18 protein-coding genes and 2 pseudogenes are annotated in these 17,932 nt (G+C 67.5%); 6 read left to right on the plus strand and 14 right to left on the minus strand.

The genetic code is table 11. From position 1 onward, the window contains the following. Positions 1-416 precede the first annotated feature (416 nt). On the plus strand, positions 417-2,984 hold the full coding sequence (locus tag ACH4LD_RS42610) for a Helicase associated domain protein (protein ID WP_398059726.1): 2,568 nt from the start codon (positions 417-419) through the stop codon (positions 2,982-2,984). A gap of 297 nt (positions 2,985-3,281) precedes the next feature. Here ACH4LD_RS42610 and ACH4LD_RS42615 read toward each other — a convergent pair whose 3' ends face one another. After that, positions 3,282-4,130 (minus strand): DUF2690 domain-containing protein, encoded by an 849-nt coding sequence (locus ACH4LD_RS42615; protein ID WP_398059728.1) that lies wholly within the window; start codon positions 4,128-4,130, stop codon positions 3,282-3,284. Between the two features lie 121 nt (positions 4,131-4,251). On the opposite strand from ACH4LD_RS42615, the gene ACH4LD_RS42620 reads away from it, so the two are divergent. Both ACH4LD_RS42620 and ACH4LD_RS42625 read left to right on the plus strand, forming a co-directional pair. Further along, complete coding sequence (locus ACH4LD_RS42620; protein ID WP_398059730.1) at positions 4,252-4,386, plus strand: hypothetical protein; 135 nt, start codon at positions 4,252-4,254, stop codon at positions 4,384-4,386. Next, the gene (locus ACH4LD_RS42625; RefSeq protein ID WP_398059732.1) at positions 4,374-4,649 is read left to right on the plus strand and encodes a DUF6233 domain-containing protein; all 276 of its coding nucleotides are present in this window, start codon (positions 4,374-4,376) and stop codon (positions 4,647-4,649) included. Before ACH4LD_RS42620 ends, ACH4LD_RS42625 begins: the two co-directional genes overlap by 13 nt. A 769-nt stretch (positions 4,650-5,418) precedes the next feature. Here the strand turns inward: ACH4LD_RS42625 and ACH4LD_RS42630 are convergent. From ACH4LD_RS42630 to ACH4LD_RS42640, 3 genes are read right to left on the minus strand one after another with little or no spacing between them, the layout of a single operon-like run. Next, positions 5,419-5,550 (minus strand): hypothetical protein, encoded by a 132-nt coding sequence (locus tag ACH4LD_RS42630; protein WP_398059734.1) that lies wholly within the window; start codon positions 5,548-5,550, stop codon positions 5,419-5,421. 30 nt (positions 5,551-5,580) lie between these two features. Further along, on the minus strand, positions 5,581-6,012 hold the full coding sequence (locus tag ACH4LD_RS42635; protein ID WP_398059736.1) for an Imm1 family immunity protein: 432 nt from the start codon (positions 6,010-6,012) through the stop codon (positions 5,581-5,583). Continuing rightward, positions 6,012-7,472, minus strand: a complete 1,461-nt coding sequence (locus tag ACH4LD_RS42640) for a DddA-like double-stranded DNA deaminase toxin (RefSeq protein WP_398059757.1) — start codon at positions 7,470-7,472, stop codon at positions 6,012-6,014. The genes ACH4LD_RS42635 and ACH4LD_RS42640 overlap by 1 nt, the downstream gene beginning before the upstream one ends. Here ACH4LD_RS42640 and ACH4LD_RS42645 point away from each other — a divergent pair. Further along, positions 7,447-7,792 (plus strand): annotated as a pseudogene (locus ACH4LD_RS42645) (hypothetical protein); the annotation flags it as partial. The gene ACH4LD_RS42640 and the pseudogene ACH4LD_RS42645 sit on opposite strands and share 26 nt — an antisense overlap. Positions 7,793-7,890: 98 nt before the next feature. Next, the gene (locus ACH4LD_RS42650; RefSeq protein ID WP_398059759.1) at positions 7,891-8,505 is read left to right on the plus strand and encodes a glycoside hydrolase family 25 protein; all 615 of its coding nucleotides are present in this window, start codon (positions 7,891-7,893) and stop codon (positions 8,503-8,505) included. 312 nt (positions 8,506-8,817) lie between these two features. Here the strand turns inward: ACH4LD_RS42650 and ACH4LD_RS42655 are convergent, their stop codons facing one another. The 7 genes and pseudogenes from ACH4LD_RS42655 to ACH4LD_RS42685 all read right to left on the minus strand — a co-directional run bounded on the left by ACH4LD_RS42655 (position 8,818) and on the right by ACH4LD_RS42685 (position 15,163). Further along, entirely contained in the window at positions 8,818-9,561 is a 744-nt protein-coding gene (locus ACH4LD_RS42655) for a Ku protein (protein WP_398059738.1), read from the minus strand. After that, positions 9,473-9,908 (minus strand): annotated as a pseudogene (locus ACH4LD_RS42660) (cation transporter); the annotation flags it as partial. The pseudogene ACH4LD_RS42660 and the gene ACH4LD_RS42655, both read right to left, overlap by 89 nt. Positions 9,909-9,915: 7 nt before the next feature. Further along, positions 9,916-10,671 (minus strand): class I SAM-dependent methyltransferase, encoded by a 756-nt coding sequence (locus ACH4LD_RS42665; protein ID WP_398059740.1) that lies wholly within the window; start codon positions 10,669-10,671, stop codon positions 9,916-9,918. A gap of 335 nt (positions 10,672-11,006) precedes the next feature. Further along, positions 11,007-11,420, minus strand: a complete 414-nt coding sequence (locus tag ACH4LD_RS42670; RefSeq protein ID WP_398059742.1) for a hypothetical protein — start codon at positions 11,418-11,420, stop codon at positions 11,007-11,009. Further along, entirely contained in the window at positions 11,417-12,358 is a 942-nt protein-coding gene (locus tag ACH4LD_RS42675) for a hypothetical protein (RefSeq protein WP_398059744.1), read from the minus strand. Before ACH4LD_RS42675 ends, ACH4LD_RS42670 begins: the two co-directional genes overlap by 4 nt. A gap of 146 nt (positions 12,359-12,504) precedes the next feature. Beyond that, positions 12,505-14,001, minus strand: coding sequence for an IMP dehydrogenase (locus ACH4LD_RS42680; protein WP_398059746.1), 1,497 nt, complete (start codon positions 13,999-14,001; stop codon positions 12,505-12,507). A 208-nt stretch (positions 14,002-14,209) separates the two neighbouring features. After that, on the minus strand, positions 14,210-15,163 hold the full coding sequence (locus ACH4LD_RS42685; RefSeq protein WP_398059748.1) for a hypothetical protein: 954 nt from the start codon (positions 15,161-15,163) through the stop codon (positions 14,210-14,212). Positions 15,164-15,172: 9 nt separating this feature from the next. Here ACH4LD_RS42685 and ACH4LD_RS42690 point away from each other — a divergent pair, with 9 nt between their 5' ends. Continuing rightward, positions 15,173-15,325 carry a hypothetical protein gene (locus ACH4LD_RS42690; RefSeq protein ID WP_398059750.1) on the plus strand — a complete coding sequence of 51 codons (153 nt, stop codon included), beginning with the start codon at positions 15,173-15,175 and terminating at the stop codon, positions 15,323-15,325. Between the two features lie 36 nt (positions 15,326-15,361). On the opposite strand, the gene ACH4LD_RS42695 is transcribed toward ACH4LD_RS42690, so the two are convergent. The 3 genes from ACH4LD_RS42695 to ACH4LD_RS42705 form a co-directional block, all read right to left on the minus strand. Then, a complete protein-coding gene (locus ACH4LD_RS42695; protein ID WP_398059752.1) occupies positions 15,362-15,742 on the minus strand; it encodes a hypothetical protein in 381 nt (126 codons plus the stop codon). 529 nt (positions 15,743-16,271) lie between these two features. Further along, positions 16,272-17,396, minus strand: coding sequence for a hypothetical protein (locus ACH4LD_RS42700; protein ID WP_398059754.1), 1,125 nt, complete (start codon positions 17,394-17,396; stop codon positions 16,272-16,274). Then, positions 17,393-17,659, minus strand: coding sequence for a hypothetical protein (locus tag ACH4LD_RS42705; protein ID WP_398059755.1), 267 nt, complete (start codon positions 17,657-17,659; stop codon positions 17,393-17,395). The genes ACH4LD_RS42700 and ACH4LD_RS42705 overlap by 4 nt, the downstream gene beginning before the upstream one ends. Positions 17,660-17,932: the final 273 nt, after the last annotated feature.

Consider the following 17,932-nt stretch of genomic DNA (forward strand, 5'->3'; position numbering starts at 1 on the left):
ATTCCTGCCCGGTGCCGGGCCGCTCCGCGCCCCGTCTCCGGGCGAACGGCGTGCGCTCCGCGCCCGCCTGAGGCAGCTGCGGTGCCGATGCCGGTTGCCGACCGCTGGACTGACGGGGTGTCACCCCCGCTCGCCCCGCCGGGCCCGAGGCCCCCAACTCGGGGGCCCAACAACCGGGAGACTACCACCCCCTCACTCCCAACCCACACCAGAACCAACCAATCTGACGACCCTTCCCCAACCTTCGTGCGTCATGACGCACCCTCGGGATAGAGTATGGGCTCAGAACGCACCCCCTCCCCCGGCTCCTCCCCTCAGCACGTGCGGAGGAAATTCCGGTCCGTCAGTACCACTGATGACAACGGGAAATCACCACTCGTCACCTCTGTATAGCCGAGCAGAAAGCGGGTCTCCGAATGCCTCACATCGAATTGCGACCGCATCAGGCCGAAGCCGTAGACGCCGTGGTGAATCACCTTCAGGACCCACCCGGGGGAAACATTCCCCCGGAGGGTCTACGCACGCAGGTAATCGCCGCGACCGGATCGGGCAAGACGCTGATTGCTGTGGAATCCGCGCGGCGGCTGTCCGCGCGGCGGGTGCTGGTCCTGGTGCCGACGCGGGACCTGCTGGCACAGATGGCCGGCGCATGGCGCCGAGGCGGTCGACGGGGCACGATGGTCGGGGTCTGCGACCTGCGGCCCGAAGAGTCCGATGGCGTCCCGTGCACCACCGACCCGGCCGAACTCGTCACGTGGGTGCGGGACCTGGAGACGGTCACGGTGTTCGCGACCTACGCGGCGGTGGGTCTGGGCAAGCTCCAGCGGGCGCACGAGGCGGGCCTGCCGGTGTGGGACCTGATGATCGTGGACGAGGCCCACAGGACAAGTGGGGACGGGTTGAAGCCGTGGGCGGCGGTGCACCATCAGGAGCGGATTCCTGCGGTGCGCAGGCTTTACATGACGGCGACGCCGCGCGTGTGGGAGGCCGAGGGAGACCAGCCCCGGCTGGTGGCGTCCATGGATGAGGACAGCCCGATCTTTGGGCCGGTGGCGTACAAGCTCAAGCTCAGCGAGGCGATCCAGCGGGGCATCGTGGCGCCGTACCAGGTGGTGTGCCTGGACATCCGGGACCCCGACCTCTACGCCGCGCTCACCGAAGAAACGGGAGGGTCGGACCGGGTGCGCGGGGCGCGGCTCGCGGCCCTTCAGACCGGGCTGCTGACGGCCGCCGCGCGCGAGCGGCTGCGGCGCATCCTGACCTTCCACAGCCGAGTGTCGGAGGCGGAGGCCATGGCCCGGGGCGTTCGGTCCGTGGCGGCCCGGTTCGCCGAGGACGACCCGGAAGCGTTCCCGGCGGCGGAGCGGGTCTGGGCGGACTGGCTCCACGGGGAGCACGCCCCCGGATATCGGCGTGAAGTTCTGGCCGAATTCGCTTCCGATTTCATCGGTGGTGCCCGGTCGGATATCCCGGCGGCGGTGCGTGTTCTCAGCTCTGTGAAAGTGCTGGGGGAAGGCGTGGATACGGCGCAGTGTGATGCGGTCGCATTCTGCGATGCGCGGGGGTCCATGGTCGACATCGTGCAAATGGTCGGGCGCGCCTTGCGTTTGAGTCCGGGTGAGGGGAAATTGGCGTCTTTGGTGGTGCCGGTATTTCTCGGTCCGGATGAGGATGTCGATGACCTTTTGACGTCGGATGCGTACGGGACCCTCGCGAAGGTGCTCGGGGCGCTCCGTGCGCACGATGCCGACACCATCGAAGCGTTGGCCGATCCACGGCAGCGCAGCGGACGCCGGACCGGCAACGACGAGACTCAAGTACCGCTGTCGGAAGTCGAGTCGGGCGCCGAGCTCGCCGAGGACCAGGACCAGGACGACGAGGACCGGGACCAGGGCGCCGAGGACGGTCCCGGGGCGGACGCGGGCGCCGAGGATGACGTGTGGGTGAGCCAGGCAGCGGCGGGCCTGCTCCGCTTCAGCACGCCGCGCGACCCCGCGTTGCTCGCCCAGTTCGTGAGTCTGCGGGTGATCGACCCGGAGAACACGTACTGGCGGCGCGGGATCGCGGCGGCCACCCGGTGGCGGCGGGAGACCGGCGGCGGGCAACTGCGGGTGCCCTACGACTACATGATGGGCGAGGACGAGTCGGCCGGCGCGGGGTTCCCGCTCGGGCGGTGGCTCGCCGACCTGCGCCGCTACTACAACGCCGGGACCCTGGAAGCTGCCCGCGTCAAGCAGCTGGAGAAGCTGGGCATGGTGTGGTCCCACTACGACGTCGCGTGGGAGGAAGGTCTCACGGTCGCACGAGCCTGGGCCGCCGCACACGGCCACTTCCTGCCCCCGGTCAACGCGGTCGGGGACGGTGGGTACCCCATCGGGGTGTGGGCCAAGAACCGGCGCGCCGAGGCCCGCAGAGCCCTGGAGAACGCCGAACGGCGCGCCGCCGGGGAAACCCTGCCCGTGGGCGCAGGAGAGCTGCCAGAGAGCCGCCTGGAGGCTTTGGAGGCCATCGACCCGGGATGGTGCCCGCTCGGGTGGGACGTGGCATGGCAGCGCTGCTTCACCCTCACCCGCACCCACGTTGGGGCCGGGGGCGCCCTCCCCGAGGCAGCCGGTGAACTCGTCGTCCAGGGCGAAGACCTCGGGGCATGGGCGGCGGCGCAGCGGCAAGGGTGGGACAAGCTGTCCCCCGCGCAGCAGTGGCTCCTGGGCAGCACGCTCGGGCTGGAGCCCGCCGGCCCCGCAGCCCGGCCCGGGAAACTCACCGCAGGCGACAAGTGGGCGCTCAACCTGCGCGCAGCCCGGCAGTACCACGCCCGCGAAGGCCACCTACGCCCAGCCCGCAAGCACATCGAACGCCTGGACGTCGACGGCGAAGCGGTCGACATCAAGCTCGGGACGTGGCTGGACAACACCCGCCGGCGGGCCGACAAACTCACCCCCGAACGCCGCGCCGAGCTGGACCAGCTCGGGATGCGCTGGTAACCCGAGCTGCGTCGCTCCACCGGTTACACAGCAGCGGCCGAGTCGAGAACGTCTGTGGGGGTCTGCTGGCACTTGTCGCAGACCCCCACAGACGTCATGATCAGGGTCATAAATTGTTACTGGACCATCGTTACAAATCTGCATCTGTGGCAGCAGGCCAGCCCGCAACACCACAAACGAACACTCCAGCCGGTTCCCGTCCGCAAGGAGACGGACCGTGCACATCGTTCCGAACGTGTGAACGGGCCGCTCCGTGCTGGAGTGGCCCGTTCACACGTTCGGGATGGGGGCAGGTGGTCAGGTTGGGGTGGGACTGGACGTAGCTGATGTGGCGGCGCATACGGTGCCGCGGTCCTGAACCTTCGCGCAGGCGCGAGCATCTTCGGGGCGGGTCACGGAGACCATGCGGGTGTGGGCGTCGTGACCATATTGCTGGCGGTATTCCTGGGAACCACCGCGTTTGGGGGTGATTATGACGCGGTCCCCCGGCGACGTGTTGCTCATCTTGGCCCAAGCGGCGGCGCAGCGAGGGCTGTACCGGAGTTCGATCGTCACGCCGAACTTGCTACCGCTGTAGACGGTGATGGCGTCTTGCGAACAGACGGCATCCTCCGGCTTCACCGAGGTGCAGGAGTCGCTGTGGCAGGTCGCCAGCGGCGAGGCCTTCACCGACGTGGTGGGTGTCGCCGAAGGGGACTCTGCTGGGCTCTTGGCTGAGTTGTCGGCGCTGGCTTTGATGCCCCAGACGGCCGCGCCGCCCCCTAGGATGACCGCGCTCATGATGCCGGCCAGGACCCGCCCGGTCTTCTTGCCGGATCGCTTCTTGGGCTCCGTATGCGACGTCGTTGCGGTTGATGCCTGCTGCTCGGCTGTCGATGTCGTCGCCGGAGTGGCCGTGGCGTCTCGGTCTGCCTGTCCGGCGCCGTCCGGAACGCGGTCCGCCACACGCGCCTGCTTCGCCTGCCATGCCGCTTCCCACAGCCCTAAGAGTTCGTCTCGGTTCACGGTGCGAGGAGCGGCTTCGGCGAACTTGACCAGCGCTTCGCGCTTGGGGAGCTTCTTGTGTGTGTACCAGCGGTTCCACGTACTGCGTGAGACGCCGGTGTTCCTCTGCAGCACCTGATAGGACCAGTCTAGCTCGCCCATGTAACGGCGGATCAGGTTCAGCAGAGCGACGAGTTCCGCTGTCGGTTCCTCAGGATGCGCTCCTGGGTCTCGGTGAGGTAGTCGACGCGATGCATAATCCAATTAGATATCTTGTTCGAATTTGAGAGCAAACGAAGACACGGCAGGCCGGGAGGAGCAGGTGGGTGGCGAGCAGCCGCTGTCGCGTCTGGACGCGCTGCGCTTCGCCCGGCGCGTCGTGGAGCAGCAGGCCGTCCGCGGCAGTTGGGGCTCATAGACCGCTGGATCGCCGAGGAGGAGCGGCGGGAGGCGGAGCGGCGCCGGGGTGAGCAGAGGCGGCCGGCGCGTGCGGACTGGCTGATCCAGTACGGCCTGAACCGGGCCAACGTCGACGCCGTCCACGTCGGCGGCTGCTGGGCCGCGAAGAAGAGCGGCCGCTGCCGGCCGGCCACGCGCGAGCAGGCCCTCGACGCGCTCCGAAGCGGGGTGCCGCCGTGCATGCACTGCCGACCCGACACGGCCCTCGGCATCGGGGACTGAAGCAACGGCTCCTGCCAGCGCGGCCGGCCCATGTGCCGGTGTGATCATGGAGGGCGGTCGTCTACGCGGCGAGGGCTCTGCAGGGCGGGGCGACAGCCTGCTCGCGGCCGCGCGGCGCCCCGGGCCAGCCGGGGATGCCTGGGCTGTACAGCGCGCGGTCGCCGCTGGCCCTGGACCCGGCGACGCCCACCTGCCTGGCCCAGAGAACACCCGCCAGCGCCGGGACACAGGCGCCACCCACACACAGTCTCAGCCACTCCTCGCAGGGCCGATCCCCGTAACCGTCCGGCTGGAGGGGGCGCCCCAGGCCGGCGGTCTTATAGCCAGGGGGCGGCGCCGACGCCGCCGGGGCAGACAGGCCGGCCGCGCCCACCCGGGACGCCGATCAGGCCCGGGGCAGCAGGGCAGCCGGCGCGCGAGGCGGGCGGGACGCCCGGCGGCGCGCGGGACGGCGGCGGGCGACGACCGCACAACCGCGCAGTTCCGAGCGATGGCCGAGCCAGCGGGACGGATGAGACAGCGGCGGCCGACGGCGCACCCCATCCGGGGTCGGCCGGAGTGCACCGTGCCTTCCGCGCGGCCTCTGTGCCGACCGCTTCTCAGCCGGTGGAGCGCACACAGGCTCGCTGCTTGAGGGCCTGTTCGTCTCGTTCCGCTCGGAGTGCTGTGAACGATGCCGCGGTCACCGCTACCGAGCTGCTGCGCTTCGGACACTTCACGGGCCCCAGGGATGTCTTCACTCCCTGGGGCCCGTGGTGTGTCCGGACGTTCAGATCTCCACGGCCGCCGTGGCGAGCCAGTCGGCGGCTTCGGCGTCGGTCATCAGCAGCGGCCTGGGCCGAGGGGACGTCGCCGTCCTGGACGGCGCGGACGCGGCCCGGCAGCGGGCAGCTCCATCCAAGGCGTGCTCACCGGCACAGGACGCAATCAATCACCAGAATTCCGGCTCTTGCCATTGGACACACTGCGGGCGCCGCCCACCAGAGGACAAGAACTCCTTCACAGCCTGACGCACAAGGGTGATGGGCACCTCTGAGTGACTCGGAAATTCCGTTGCACTTCCCATTATGGAGTAAGAAATCTCTCCTCTTCCATTCAAGGGGTCAAGTGAAACAAAGTTTCCTTCGTCCATAAAGCTAAGGACTCCGACTTGGAGCTTTCCATTAGCCCCAACCAACAGCTCATGGTCGGGAAATCCTGCTTCATTGAGCGGACGTTCCAAGCTGTGCAGAGCGGCCAGATTCTCCGATGGTCGGCTTGCGAGGAGCGCGTCGATCAAGTCATCAACATCACTCGGGCTTTGCAGCAGAACCGGATTATCTCCATGCTCGCTCCGATAGTACGCTTGCACCCGACCGCGCATTACTTCGCACCTCCGTAGGTCCACGACCGAAAGCCACCTGTTCCGTCAGGCCAGTATACCGTGAGCTCCCTCTTCCCCAGAATCGGGCCGAGTGTCTGATGGCATCCCAATGGCTGCCTACACGGACCAGTCGGATTATTGATAATGATTTCAGCCTTATCTATATCATCCCGAATCATAATGGCGGCCATCTTCTGCTCGACATCACTTGCGCGGGCCGATTTCACCTTCAAAACACCCTTCTCTTGCAGCGTCCTATCGACTATTCCTATCAGTTCAGAGTCGGCTTTCTTATTCCCACTGACAAGGCGATATACGCGCCCTGTGGAAGTGGCACCAACCCCGGCTGTCGCCTTACCTTCGACGAATTCCGGAAGCATTCTGGCCGCGAGTTCCTTGAAACCCGCAGCACCTCTTCCGATACCCATAGCCCGAGCCCAACCCGGACCCGGAACCCACGGGACGACAGCTTGGTTAACTTGCATATATTGGCAATACGATCCGTCCGCATTGCACATAAGTTGAGGTTCAGGTTCCTCAAAAAACTTATTGAAGACGAATTTCAGAGCGCTCAGAACCGGATCATTCGCAGCGTTTCCCTTGTAAGGGCCGGGCGTCGGTGTCGGCCCTGGGCTCGGGGCAGGGGTCGGATCATTGCTGCCAGTGGCTGCGGTACCACGGTTGCTGGTCGTGCTCCCACTATCACCGAACCAGTCACCCGAAGTGTCTGCTGTACCGTCGGACTTGGAGGCCCCACAGTAGATATCAGGATCACTGCACTTGTCGCCTTCGTGGCCGCACTTGAGTCCGCCGCACGGGTCGGTGCCAGCCGGATCCGAGAGCGTGGCGGGGTTGTTGTTGCTGTAGGCGTAGCCGTTGATGGATTGGTGTTCTTCGACGTTGAGCAATGGGTCAACGCTGAGGAATTGACCGATTACCGGGTCATATTCGCGGGCGTCGACGTGAGTGAGCCCAGAAATGCCTTGTCGTCCGGCCAGGATGCGGGCTTGGTGCCGCGGGGGGCGCCGAAGGGGGTGGTGTAACGCTTGGTGACCGCGTAGGTCGTGGCGTCGAGCGCGATGCTGGAGGTGCCGTGATGATCGGCGGCCAGGAAGCTGAGCTTTGGTGCCGGAGACGCCGGAGGTGGCGGTGCGGACGGCGATGGTCTGGCCATTCGCTGTGTAGTAGCGGGTGCCCGAGAGCGTCTTCGTGGTGCCCTTGACGGTGAGGTGGAGCTCTGTGCCGGCGCCGAGGTAGAGGATGGTTTCGCCGTCTCCCTTGGCTCGGCGGATCAGTAGCTCGCCATTCGCGTCGTAGAGGTAGCCGGTCTCCTTCGTGCTTTCGGTGAGCTTGGTCAGGTCGCCTTCGGTGTTCCAGGTCAGCGTCTGCTGAGCTGTGGGGCCGGGGCGGGAGATGGTGTTGCCGCTGTTGTCGTTCGACGCCACCACCCTGGGCGGCACGACCAAGCCCGACTACCAGTGCTTCGCCTACGACGGCAACCGCCGCATGACCGAAGCCTGGGGTAAGCCTGCGGACAATTCGACCGGGGACCCCGAAGACCGCAGACTGCGCCACATCCGGCCGCGCAACCGCCAACATCGACGGCGCAGCCCCCTACTGGACCTCGTACACCTACACCACCGCCGGACAGCGCAAGACTGAAACCCAGCACACCACCACCGGCGACAAGACCACGACTTACACCTACAACGACACCAGCAAGGACAACAAGCCACACACCCTCGACAACATCGCAGGTGCCCGCACCGGCACCTACACCTGTGGATACGAGCCACTACAACCACGGCGAGCCGATCGACTGGAAGAAGGTGCGTTCGGCCGGCCAGTCCTTCATGTTCGCGAAGGCCACTGAAGGCGCTGACCGGACCGGACGAGTGGTTCCAGCGGGACTTCCAGGGCGCGAAGCAGGCCGGACTGATGCGCGGTGCGTACCACTTCTGGGGGTTCACCCCGGGCGCCGCCCAGGCACAGAACTTCGTGCGGACGGTGAAGACGGTCGGCTACACCGGTAAGAACGCCGGAGAGCTTCCGCCCATGCTCGACCTGGAGCTCAGGCGCGGCGGGAGCTGCCCGCGCAACTTCAGCGCCGCGCAGGTCGGCGCCTTCCTGAACATGGTCACTAGGGAAATGGGCGTCAAGCCGATCATCTACGCCAGCAAGCCGTTCGTGGACAAGTGCATGAACGGGGATGGATCGCTGTTTATCGGCCATGTCCTGTGGCAGCCGCGCTACCAGAGCGGCTCGACCGAGCCGGCTGACCTGCCGCGTGCCGGAGGACACTGGAAGTTCTGGCAGTACTCCGAACATGGCAAGGTGCCCGGCATCGACTCGGAGGACGTCGACCTCAACGTCTTCCGCGGGACCCTCGCGGAACTACAGCAGCTCGCCCACCAGTCCGGCACCGCCCCCGCCCCCACGGCGCCCACCACGCCGTCCGTTCCGTCGATCTCGTCCAGGTCCAGGTCCTCGTAGCCGTCCACGACCGTGGCAACGCTCCGCACCCCAGCCCGGTCACGGACCCCGGGCAGGAAACAGCCCCGGCCGGCGTGGCCGCCGACCGGGGCTGAACCCGTGAAGAGTGTGGTCGTGAAAGGGTGGTCGCCTACGCGGCGAAAAGCACTGCGGGGCTTCAGCCGAACGATCGTCCCCGCAGGCAATAGGTGAGGCCCGGGGACACAGTCCCCTTCACCACCACGCTCTCCATAACCACGCCCGCCCGCTGGACATTCCCGGCCGCCCGGACGGCCCGCGGAGCGCACGGGGCCGGTGCACAAGCCCCCTGACCTACGCGCTGCGAGGCCGCCGGCCGGCTGTCTTCTTCGCGGCCGGCTTCTTCGCCGCGGCCTTCTTGGCCGGCTGTTTCTTCGCGGCGGCCTTCTTCGGCTGCGGCAGCTCGTGCACCTCGGCCGGGCCGGCGTGTTCTCCGCGGGATGCCTTCGCCTTCGACACCGATGCCTGCAGCGCGGCCATCAGGTCCAGCACCGCGGCCGGCTCTTCCGGCTCCGGTGGCTCCGGCAGCGGCTTGTCCTCGCGCTTGGCCTCGATGAGCTGCGCGATGGCCTCGGTGTAGCGGTCCTGGAACTCGGGGCCCTCCAGCTCGTCCACCGTCATGGTGTCCATGAGCGCGAGCGCACTGTCGATCTCCGCCTCGGTCGGCGGCGGGAGCAGTTCGGTGGGGTCGCGGATCTCGTCGGGCCAGCGCATGGCGTGCAGGACCAGGACGTCGTCGCGTACCCGCAGCAGGCCGAGTCTTTCCCGGCCGGACCAGGCGTACTTGGCGACGGCCACCTTCGACGACCGTGACAGGGCTTGGACCAGGAGTTTGTACGGCTTGGCCGCGACCTGACCGGCGGGCTGGAGGTAGTAGCCGTCGGCGATGCGGTTGTGGCCACTGTTTGAGACTGACCGTTGACCGCTTGCTGAGCCCCCGGGACGGCGGTCAGTTGCAGCAGGTGCAGCCGGGATTGCAGGCGCAGGCGTCGGTCTCCGCGGCGGCGTTGGTGATGGGGATGGGGCTGCAGCAGGCATCTCCGCGCCAGGCTTCGCGGCCTTCTTTGACGGCGACGGCAGCGATGACGAGGGCGGCGATCGGGTCGGCCCAGGACCAGCCGAAGAGACTGTTGGCGCTCAGGCCGACCAGGAGGACGGCGGAGAGGCAGGTGCAGAGCAGGGTCTGCTTGGAGTCGGCGACGGCGATCGCGGATCTGAGCTCGCGTCCGGCCTTGCGCTGAGCGGCGGACAGGAATGGCATGACCGCCAGCGACAGTGCGGCGATAACGATGCCGGGGGTGGAGTGCTCGGCTTCACCGGTGCCGGTCAGGAGCCCGGATGGCGTCGATGGTGACGTAAGCGGCGAGGGCGAAGAAGGAGAGAGCCCGGCGTCTATACCTTGCTCGCGACCACCATGTAGTTCTCGGCCTCAAGATCGAACGTGCTCACTTCCGTCCGGAGTCCGACCCGGTGCAGCTCGACTTCGAGTTCCTCGTACCGGTAGGGCCAGCAGGACAGCAGTTCCGAGCGGACAAGAACCGGCCCAGTCGCATCAACTTGGGCGATCGCAATCTCGATATAGTGCTCATCCTCCCAATGCGGCGCAATCTCCCAGCGGTAAATTACGACGGCATCGCGACCGTTCCGGCGGACGAGTCGGTCCCAGATGTCCAGCCGGGAACCTCTGGCCCTCACGAGTTCCCAAGTGCGAGATGTGAGCACCAAGCGCCCGCCAGGGCGCAGAAGCCGTGACATCGACTCCAGAGCAGCACCCCTGCCTGTCGCGCCCACGGCATGGTGAAGCGAGTTGCCAACGCAGAACACCACGTCGAACGTGTCGTCCTCGAAATGATCGGGCAACTCTTCCCAGCTCGCCCGCACGGCCCGGACGGACGCCCCGAACTCCTCAGACAGCTCTGCAGTCCGACGAACCATCGCCTCGCTGGCGTCAGTTGCGACAACCTGCATGCCACGACCGGCGAGGCCAACCGCCAACTGTCCGGTTCCGCACGAACAGTCGAGGACGTGAGCGTTCGACGGCAGGAGACTGAGGACGTCATCGAACGACGCAGCGAACTCGGCGGGAGGCACCTTTGCATCCGAGATGAGCCATTCGTACACCTCGGCAAGCACGTCATATTGCGTCACAACCACTATCTCCTGACACAGCAGACTCACGGGGGGGCGTCAGTCCATCAGAGGAGCCAAGCCGGGCACCAATAGTTTCCGCAACTTCGAGGGCCGCCGCCTCGTAGTGTGCTTCGGCCAGAGCAGGTTCCGGGCGAAACGGCTTGGCCGGGACCGTCGTCTTCATGGGAACGATCTTCTTGCGCTTGATTGGAACGCTGCAGGTGGCAGCGTCGGAAAGCTCTCGCATTGGGAATCCGAGGCCCTCCTGCATGTTCCTGTTAGCCAGCAAGCGAGCCTTTCGGGCCTGGACCTCATCGACGATCCTCTGCTTGGCAGACAGGTCGTAGGCCCCCTTAGCGGGCTTGGGGTCGGCGGCCGTGGGTTCCGATACGGGTGACACCGGTGACGGCTTCGAGCTGCTGCTTCAGGCGCTGGTTGTCCAGGGTGACTTGCTGGATGCGGGCGGCGGCCAGGGCGAGGTGGGCAGTCAGCTCCATGTTCCGCCGCTTCAGCTTGGCGTTGCGGGCAACGAGCCGGTCGTAGTGGCTGGTTGGGGTGTCGGCTTTGGGTACGCTGGTGCGGGCGGCTTTGGCGATGTTCCGGGCGATGTCGGGGAAGTGGCGGCGGAAGGTGGTGTTGCTCAGCCCGAACTCGCGGGCCAGGGCGAGGACGGTGGGGCGCTTGCCAGTGTCGGTGGCCGTTTGGCGGAGCCGGGTCAGGGCCGCGCGGACCCGCGCTTCGGATGGGAGGTCGGTGCGGCGGGTCACGAGGGCTCCTGGGTGGTGGCGAGGAAGTCTTCGATCTGGTGCTTGCGCATGAGTAGTCGGTTCTGCAGGAGGGGCGGCAGCGGTGGGCGTCTGGCCAGTTGCTGGTCGACCAGTTCGATCTCTCCTTGCCAGGCGCCGGTGTTCTCCCTGGTGAGGGCGACGTTGCGGCAGGCCAGTGGCTGGCACTGGGGGTGGTCGCCGAGTCCTTCGAAGGCTCCTTGGCGGGCCCGTTCGCAAAGGGCCTTGGCCGGGTCGTGGACGCAGGTGATGTAGGTGCCGGGATAGATCGCGGGGTCGTCCCGGTTCATGATCCGTCGGAGTCTGCGGTCGTCGAGGACGACGGTGCCCTGGAAGCGGGTCCGCTGTCCGAACTCCTCGAGGCGGCGGGCGGCCTCGGCGGCTGCCGGGCCAGCCAGACGGGTGTGTTCGTGAGCGTCGATGACGGTGAGAAGGTGTTCGCCGCGGGCCAGGGCTTGTTCGCTTTCGACCTCTGCCCGGAAGCCGGAGTCGCTGGTGCCGGCGTATCCCTCGAAGACCTGGATGCTGTGGTGGCGGTATTGGAGGGCTCCGGCGATGGTCCCGCCGGGGCGGCGGGCGATGAACCAGGCCAGGGTGCGGCGGAACTGGGCCGTGTGGAGCTTGAAGGAGCGGCCGTTGACCGCGGGGATGGCGTCGTGGCGTCCGTGGCTGTCGCAGTAGCGGTTCACCCAGGCGGCGAAGTGGTTGAGGTTGTCGTTCGTCTGGCCGGGGGTCATGGCGGCATGGCGGCGTCCATTGTGGCCGCCTGCGCCGTGGTCGAGACGGTTGAACAGGTGGTCGACGTCAGGTGGCTGGAGCATCTCGAGCACGGTGATCGCGCGGGCGACGGGTTCGCCGACGTTCCAGGTCGCCGTCACTCCGCGGGGATCGGACTCGCCCTTGAACGACAGGCTGGTCACCTTCCACCGGTAGGGGCTTCCGGTGCTGTCCGTCTCGGTGCGCGGGCAGCCCCTGGCGAGGGCTTTGACTACTGGCGGGAGGGGGTTATTCCGGCCGTGCACTATTCCCCTCCGGCCAGTAGTCCTCAATGAGCCTCGGCGGCTGGTCAGGAGACCGTCGTCGGGGTGTCTCGCAGGGTGACGTTGGCGTGGCTCTCCTGGAAGCTCTGGTCTGAAACGAGGGTCAGCCGGGCCGTGGACTGGAACTCAGGCAGGGTGGCGGAACCGCAGGAGACCATCGTGGTCTTGAGCTTGGCGACGGTCAGGGCGAGCCCTTCGTTGAGGTCGCCTGCGTAGGGGACGTAGCCGTCCACGCCTTCCTCGAAGACCAGCCCTTGACCGCCCTGACCGTAGCGCTGCCAGTTACGGGCACGGTTCGAGCCCTCACCCCAGTACTCCTTCACGAAGCCGTCGCGGGTGGGTAGTTTCGCGCCGGCCGCCTGGTCGAAGCGCGCGAAGTAACGCCCCATCATGACGAAGTCGGCCCCCATCGCCAGCGCCAGGGCCACGTGGTAGTCGTGGACCAGGCCGCCGTCGGAGCAGATCGGCACATACTCGCCGGTGCGCTCGCGGAAGGCATCCCGGGCCGTCGCGACGTCCAGCACAGCGCTGGCCTGGCCGCGGCCGATGCCCTTCTGGTCGCGAGTGATACAGATGGAACCGCCGCCCACACCGACCTTGACGAAGTCCGCCCCCGCCTCGGCGAGGAAGGTGAACCCCTCGCCGTCGACCACGTTGCCGCCGCCGACCGGGATCTCGGGATAGTGCTTCTTCACCCAGGTCAGGGCCTGTGCTTGCCAGTCGCTGTAGCCGTCGGACGAGTCGAAGCACAGCGCGTCCGCGCCCGCCTCCACCAAGGCCGGGATGCGCTCCTGGTAGTCATGGGTGTTGACGCCCGCGCCCACGCGCAGGCGCTTGGCGGCGTCCACGACCTGGTTCGGGAATCGCTTGTTGTCCGTGTAGTCGGATCGGAACACCAGATACTGCAGGTTGCCCTCGCCGTCCAGCACTGGGAGGCAGTCCAGCCGTTCGTCCCACAGCCGGGCGTTGGCCTCGGAAAGCGTGGTGTCAGGCCCTGCATGGGGCAAGTCGGCGATGGCGGTCATCCGCCCGCTGACCGGTTCGGCCAGGTCGTGGCGTTGCGGGTGGAAGTCGCGGGAGGTCACCAGGCCGAGCAGGCGGCCGGTGGCGGTCCCGTCGTGGGTGACCGCGGCGGTGCTGTGACCTGTGCGGCGCATGATGTCGACCAGGAGACCCAGGCTGTCGTCAGGCCGGACGTTCGTATCGCTGGTGACGAATCCGGCCTTGAAGTTCTTCACTTGGCAGACCGCTGCGACCTGGTCCTGGATCGACTGGTTGTGGTGCAGGAAGCTCAGACCGCCGTTGCGAGCGAGCGCGATCGCGAGTTCCGGTGTGCTGACGGCCTGCATGATCGCGGACGTGAACGGGGAGTACAGCTCGATCGCCGATGGCTCGCCCACGATGTGCCGTACCAGGGGCGTGCGCAGCTCGACCGTCGCGGGCGAGCAGTCGGTCCGGGTCCGGTTGGGCAAGAGCAGAAACTCGTTGAACGTCCGTGAGACCTCGGCGATGATCTGTGCCACTCGTTCCTCCTGACCCGTCGGCCGGGGCCCGACTGCCCCGCCGTGAAGATCACCCCCGTGTCCCAGGGCCCGAGCAGGCAGGGGTCAGCACGGCAGCCGTGGAGGTGCCACGAACTGCGGCAGAGCCCTGACCGGCCCGTGGATCGAACGGGTGCGGTCGTGACCTGGCACCTTATCGATTGGCCAGCCGCAGCACGAATCGTGCGCCTCACCGGCAATCGCCACCCGGCGGTTCCTTCAAGTCTTTGGCCCGGGCCGCGAGGTACTCGGCCCAGTCGCGTCGGGCGTAGGCGACCCAGCGGAGCGCGGTGTGGCGGTGCATCCCGGTCACGTCGGCGAGGATCGGGCTGGGGAGATCAGCAGCGAGGGCGGCCAGCGCCCCGTTGCGCGCGGTGCGAACCAGGATGCCGTGCCGGTTGAGTTTCTGGGTCATGCCGTGCGTCGAGATCGGCTTGCCTGGGACCATGCCAGGGAAGAGCCACTGCGGGCCTTGGTGGGCTCGCGAGAGCTGCGGTCGCAGTTGGGGCTGTTCGGCAAGTTGCCGAAGGAGCTCGGCGAGCCGTGGAGGCAGCAGGACGGGGTGGCGGCCCAGGACCAGGTGGTCGTGATTGTCACCGAACTTGAGGTGTTCAGGCGTCAGGTGGCAAAGACGCTCCATGGACAGGCCGAACAGCAGGGTAATCGCGCCGCCGGCCCGGACGTCCGTCGGCAGGGCATCGTCGGTCAGGCAGCGTTGGAGGAGCCGCCAGCGATCGTCGTCATCGAGCAGGTCCTGGGGCTCCTGGCTCGGGATGGAGGGGACGGTCAGTTCGCGGGTGAGCCGGCGGCTCGTTGTCCATTTCAGGAAGTATCGGATCAGGTAGCGCCGCTGGCTGGTGGCCCCGGCGATCCAGTCGTCGATGTGCTCCTGGGCGAGGTCGGCGAGGGCCAGGCCGCGTTGGTCCAGCCAGGCCAGGAAGTCCAGGGCGACCCTCACGCGGCGCCGCAGGTCACGGTCGGCGGAGGCGGGGTGGCGGCGAATGGCGGCCCGCTGGTGTGCTCTCCGGAGCAGGAACCAGTGCAGGAACGGGCGGGCGAGGTTGGCGTGCGCAGCTGGTTTGTTCGCGAGTTCGTGCTCCAGCCAGCCGGGGATGCGTTCGATGTCCTCGTTCCGCTCGTCCAAGATGCCGGTGTGGACGAGGAGTTGGCGGATGTAGCGCTGGTGCCGGTCGGGTGGGAGCTCGTCCAGCAGCTCGTGGGTGAGCTCACGGCCTTCGGCCGCCAGTTGAGCGAGGAGCTTGGTGTTCGGGCTGTCCTTGATCCACTGAATGGCGCGGAACGGTGAAGGAGCATCCGCCAGCGCGACTGCGATCGGCTCCAGTTATGGGACGACCGTGCCGTCAGGCCCGGCCAGCAGGGCGTTGACCCGCTCGGCGAGGACGCAGTGAGCGCATCGGCCGCGGCTGTAGGGGTTGCCGGCCCGGCCGCACTGGCGGCAGGAGTAGTCGGCGGCGAAGCCGACACATGGTCCGCAGACCTCGGAGCCGTCGTCGTCCCGCGCGATCAGCGGCTGGACGATGCCGCAGCAAGGGCACTCGGCCGGTGACCGGAGCAGGGCGGTGTAGCAGACATGGCAGACTGGCCCGATCGGCCATCGCGCGTTGACCGGCTTGGTCTGGCCGCAGCGGGCGCACGGCTCCCCGGCGCGAGTGCGTCGGTAACAGGTGCCGCAGACCGGCTGTCCCTGCTGGTCGCGACTCACGCAGGGGCGTACCTGGCTGCAGATCGAGCAGGGGGCCTCGGGACCCTGGTAGCAGCCGTCGCAGAGGTCCGGCTGCCCGTCGCGCGCGTTGCGGGCGATACGCTTTAGCTGTCCGCACCGACCACAGAGCCGCCGTGGCCGACGATGACGGTTATAGCAGAGGTGGCAGAGTGCCCCGTCGTCGTCAACGAGGGCAGCGGCTTCGGTCTTTCCACAGCTCACGCAGGTGTGCGTGGGGCGCTTCCAGCACTTGACCCGTCCCACTTCAGAAAGCGGGCCCGCTGCTGCTTGGTCCACCCCTCCAACATGGCCTCGAACACGGCAGGTTCGGGGTCCAGGTAGGAGATCCCGTCCACGAGCATCAGATGTGCCGCACCCGCCAAATCGGCCGCTTTCGCCACTCCAACCTCCGTTGCGTTAGGTGCAACATTGTTGGGATAGCCTCAATGGAGCGCAAGAGCCGCTGGTAGATCGCCCACACGGTGCGAGAGGATGACGGAGCAGACGCCCATCACCTGCGGATTCCCGCTTATTCGGGCCCTGCGGAGTGCTGCATTAGATGCAACTCCGCCCCGTTCTCGCTGTCGCGCATGCCGCTCAGGTAGGCGATGACGATGTAGGCCGCGGTCTGCAGCATCCGGGCGAGCATGGCCAGGCCGTGGTCGTGGAAGTGGCTGGTGACGATCTGGCCGATCCAGGGCCGTCCGTCCATCCGGCCCTGGATGTCGAGGTCGAAGCCGGCGGTCTCGGCGACACCGACGACGGCGGCCGCGGACTCGACCAGCAGCCGCAGGGCGGGGTCGCGGAACATCGCGCGGTGGTAGCCGGTCTGACGGGCGATGCAGAGCAGGTTCGGCTGTCCCCGCCAGCCGGGCAGCGGCCGGTTGTGTGTGAGGTAGGTGTCGAGCGTGGCCTCCAGGGCTGCCCGGGGCGAGACCTCACTCACCCTGGTCGTGCGGTCGACCGGCATGCCCCAGCGTTGCCGCCGCCATTGCCCATCGGCCGCGCAGATGTCCGCAGCGAAGTGGTCGACGAAGCGCAGGGCCCAGACGAACAGCGGGCCCATGACGTCTTCGGGGATGCGCTGGGTGCGGTTCTCCTGCGGCCGCTGGTGTCCGCGTACGGACTTCTCTCCCCAGTCGTCCATGTGTCGCGGGTCGAAAGCGAGGCGGTCGGTGAGGTGATCGCGCCAGCGCCAGAACCAGCGGACCGCTGAGCGGGCCTTGCTGCGGCCGCTCACGGACCGGACGGTTCGCCGCAGCATGTCCTGGTAGTCCAGCAGGTCCGCTCCGGTCAGGGTCGCCAGGCTCCGAAACCGTGGCTCCGGCCGTTGGTCGACCCATGCCAGAAAGCGGATGGCCTCCTGGAAGCCGGTGTGGACGGTCTCCAGGCAAGGACGTTTCTCGGCCGGCGGCAGCGGGCCCGACAGCATCGCGAGGCAGAGCTGTTTCGCAGTGGCCTGGAACGGCTGGGGAACCCGGTCGAAGCACAGGGTGAGCGATCGCACGTTCAGGCGGTGGACCGCGTGTCCCAACTGCCAGGTGGAGTCCGCGAATCGGGAGGTGTCCTCCAGTCGGAGGCCGGGCTTGAGCGGCCAGGCCGACAGCACGAACACCTCCGGCTCCAGGTTCTGGGCAGCGGCCGGGGTCGTCATGGTGTCTCCCACGGCTCTTCGACCAGGTCCAACAGCGCGTCGCCGGCCTTGTCCGCCTCGGCTCGGGCCAGCTCGGCCGGGCTGAACTTCGCCAGCACGTCGTGCCGGATCGCCGCCCAGATCGGCCCGTAGCGGTGCCACCACTCCGCCTCGCTCATCTGCTGCCGTCGCTGAACCAGGGCATCGAGCAGACTCAGCAGCCGTGGCAGGTGGGAGCGGGTGATCAGGCAGTTTCCGCAGTGGAAGCAGTCCAGAAACGACACCCGGCACTCTCCGCCGGTCGCCGGATACCGTCCCGGATCCCCGCATGCGCCAAGCGGTGTCCAACTCTCCGGCCGCGACCCGGCGAGCCGATTCGTCGTCCAGCCCCGCGCCGGCGGCCAGGCCCTGGGTGCTGACCGGTCCGGGAAGCACCCGGGGGCGCCCGCGCAAGGCCACCAGTGTCGGCGTACACCTGAACGTCCCCAACCGCGTACGGGTGAACGGGGCCAGTTCCTGACACGCTGAGGGCCGATGCTTGGCACTCTGCTGCTCGT

It is taken from the genome of Streptomyces sp. NPDC017676 (genome assembly GCF_044329325.1).
GTDB lineage: Bacteria > Actinomycetota > Actinomycetes > Streptomycetales > Streptomycetaceae > Streptomyces.

Bases quoted from the DNA above. Each gene is read 5' to 3' on its own strand.
- ACH4LD_RS42610 (WP_398059726.1), top strand. From the start codon at position 417: ATGCCTCACATCGAATTGCGACCGCATCAGGCCGAAGCCGTAGACGCC.
- ACH4LD_RS42615 (WP_398059728.1), bottom strand. From the start codon at position 4,130: ATGGGCGAGCTAGACTGGTCCTATCAGGTGCTGCAGAGGAACACCGGC.
- ACH4LD_RS42635 (WP_398059736.1), bottom strand. From the start codon at position 6,012: ATGCGCGGTCGGGTGCAAGCGTACTATCGGAGCGAGCATGGAGATAAT.
- ACH4LD_RS42655 (WP_398059738.1), bottom strand. From the start codon at position 9,561: ATGCCTGCTGCAGCCCCATCCCCATCACCAACGCCGCCGCGGAGACCG.
- ACH4LD_RS42700 (WP_398059754.1), bottom strand. From the start codon at position 17,396: ATGACGACCCCGGCCGCTGCCCAGAACCTGGAGCCGGAGGTGTTCGTG.